Origin of the sequence: Rhodosalinus sp. (assembly GCF_041685465.1) — a bacterium.
Lineage (GTDB): Bacteria > Pseudomonadota > Alphaproteobacteria > Rhodobacterales > Rhodobacteraceae > Rhodosalinus.
Map to the genome: position 1 here is coordinate 1 of NZ_JAWLFS010000329.1, position 2,544 is coordinate 2,544.

Genomic DNA, 2,544 nt, shown 5'->3' on the forward strand with positions numbered 1-2,544 from the left:
TCCGTCAGGCCGAGGAACATGACGTGCCGCCCGCCGCGGGCGAGCGCCAGCGTCTCCCCGGCCGGGAGCGGGAAGCCTTCCTCGACGTGGATCATCCGCATCACGCCCATGTCGTCCTCTTCATGGGTGTGCAGTTCGGTACGCTCGGCCGCCGCGGAGGTGGCGCCGATCAGGCGGTCGTCGGTGCCGGTGCGGTTCTCGATCACCATGAAGGCGGCGCCCGAGGCGGCCATCATGCCCGAGCTGCGGGCGTAGGGGTCCTCGATCACGATGCCGTCCTCGGCGACGGCGGGCAGGGCGGCCAGCGCGAGCGCGCCGGCGATCATCAGGGGCTTGAGCGGCATGGGCCGTCTCCTCTGTCGCGGGAATGGAAGAGTGGATCGCGGATCAGAGGCGGTGCGGCGGCGCGCGGGCGGCGAAGGCCACGAAGGCGGACGGGATGTGCGGCGCGGACGCGGCGGCGGCGAGCGTGGCGGGTGACACCTCGGCAGCCCGATGCGGCAGCGTCGCCGGCCCGCAGGCGTCCATCAGCGCGAGCGCACCATCCGGGCAGGCATGCGGGGGGCCGATCGGCTGTCCCTCCGCGTCCACTGCGACGGTGACCAGCCCCTGCCCGGCACATATCACCACGGTGCCCGCAGGCGCGGGCTGTGCGCGCGCCGTGGCGAGCGCCTGTGCCGTGACGATCAGCGTCACGGCGAGGACGGCAGAAAGAAGGCGGCGCGCGGTCAGGGACGGCCGGGACGCGTGATGCCGGCGTGCGGCACGCCCTGCCATGCGATCGGCCAGCCGGGCGTGGTTCAGGCCTCGGCGCTCTGCGCCGCTGCGATCTCGCGCTTGACCTTGAGCGCGCGCGGCGAAAGCTCGTCGTCCTTCGCCTTGGCCAGGAAGGCGTCGAGCCCGCCGCGGTGATCGACCGTGCGCAGGGCAGAGGCCGAGATCCGCAGCTTCACGCCGCGACCCAGCGTCTCGGACTGAAGCGTGACGTCGTTCAGGTTCGGAATGAACCGGCGCTTCGTCTTGTTGTTGGCGTGGCTGACGTTGTTGCCCACCATCGGGCCTTTTCCGGTCAGTTCGCAGCGGCGCGACATGGCATCCTCGTGACTTGGCGATTTCGGCTCAGCGAAAAAAGAAAACAGGCGGCCCGCATCGACCGCGGCCGGCACGTCGTTGCGTGCAACAACACCAGCGCGGGCCGCGTGTCAACCGCGAATCCCGGGCACGCCCGATCAGAGCGTGGAGAGGATTTCCGCGGCCGCGCCCTCGGGCGTCACCTCGCCCGCGCGCACGCGGTCGGTCATTTCTGCCATGCGCGCGCGGGTCGCGGGATCGCGCGTCAGCCGGGCGAGCAGTCCCTCGCGGACCTCCGCGGCGAACCACGCGGCCGCCTGTTCGGCGCGGCGGGCAGCGAAATGCCCGTGCTCCCGCCGCCAGTCCGCGAGCGCCTCCATCTCGGCCCAGGCCTCGGCCAGGCCGTCACCGGTGTACGCCGAGACGGTGAGCGCCTTCGGGAAATCCTCCGGATCCTCCGGCCGCTTGCGCAGGAGCCGGAGCGCGCCCGCGTAATCCGCGCAGGTGCGCACCGCCGCCTCGCGCAGCGCGCCGTCCGCCTTGTTGACGAGAATGATGTCCGCGATCTCCATGATGCCGCGCTTCACGCCTTGCAGCTCGTCGCCGCCCGCCGGCGCGAGCAGGAGCGCGAAGAGATCCGACATCTCCGCCACCGCCGTCTCGGACTGGCCGACACCCACCGTCTCGATCAGCACCACGTCGAAACCCGCCGCCTCGCAGAGCGCGACCGACTCGCGCGTGCGCCGCGCCACGCCGCCGAGCTGGCTCTGCGCCGGCGAGGGGCGGATGAAGGCCTCCGGCGCGCGGGAGAGCTGTTCCATCCGCGTCTTGTCGCCGAGGATCGAGCCGCCCGAGCGCGCGCTGGAAGGATCGACGGCAAGCACGGCGACACGCAGGCCGCGCTCGAGCAGCATCAGCCCGAAGGCCTCGATGAAGCTCGACTTGCCGACGCCGGGCGTGCCCGACAGGCCGATGCGCAGCGCCTCGCGGCCGGTGTGCTTCAGCGCCTCGAGCAGCGCGACCGCCTGCGCGCGGTGGTCGTCGCGCCCGCTTTCGATCAGCGTGATCGCGCGCGCGAGCGCGCGGCGGTCGCCCTGCGCCACGGCGCGGGCGAGGGGTTCGGTGTCCATGCGCGGCCTCCTTCCGGGCGCGCCGAGATGACGCGAACCCCGGGGCGGTGTCCACCCCCTCGCGGCCGGGTGCAAGCCGCTTGCAAGCGGCTTGCGCACCGCCGCCCTCTGGACGCCGCCCGGAGCGGCGGCGATAACCGCCGCCGATGGCCCAGCCGCTCCCGATCGACGCCGCCCTGCCGGAGCTGCTCGACGCGCTCCGCGCCCGTCGCCGCGCGGTGCTGGAGGCGCCGCCGGGCGCGGGCAAGACCACCCGCGTGCCCCTCGCGCTCGACGCCGCCGGCCTCGCGCGGGGGCGCATCGTCATGCTCGAGCCGCGCCGCATCGCCGCGCGCGCCGCCGC

General features: G+C 73.5%; 5 protein-coding genes. 1 reads left to right on the plus strand and 4 read right to left on the minus strand.

Features of this window, described 5'->3' with window-relative positions:
- From ACESL7_RS15260 to meaB, 4 genes are all read right to left on the minus strand, one after another.
- Window positions 1-344 (minus strand): copper chaperone PCu(A)C (locus ACESL7_RS15260; RefSeq protein WP_372894149.1); only part of this gene is annotated, 344 nt, incomplete at its 3' end.
- A gap of 43 nt (window positions 345-387) precedes the next feature.
- Window positions 388-696: a hypothetical protein gene (locus ACESL7_RS15265; RefSeq protein WP_372894150.1), complete on the minus strand. Its 309-nt coding sequence runs from the start codon at window positions 694-696 to the stop codon at window positions 388-390.
- 104 nt (window positions 697-800) lie between these two features.
- Window positions 801-1,091 (minus strand): 50S ribosomal protein L28, encoded by a 291-nt coding sequence (rpmB, locus tag ACESL7_RS15270; RefSeq protein WP_372894151.1) that lies wholly within the window; start codon window positions 1,089-1,091, stop codon window positions 801-803.
- 138 nt (window positions 1,092-1,229) lie between these two features.
- Window positions 1,230-2,201, minus strand: coding sequence for a methylmalonyl Co-A mutase-associated GTPase MeaB (meaB, locus tag ACESL7_RS15275; protein ID WP_372894152.1), 972 nt, complete (start codon window positions 2,199-2,201; stop codon window positions 1,230-1,232).
- 146 nt (window positions 2,202-2,347) lie between these two features.
- On the opposite strand from meaB, the gene ACESL7_RS15280 reads away from it, so the two are divergent.
- Window positions 2,348-2,544 (plus strand): hypothetical protein (locus ACESL7_RS15280; RefSeq protein ID WP_372894153.1); only part of this gene is annotated, 197 nt, incomplete at its 3' end.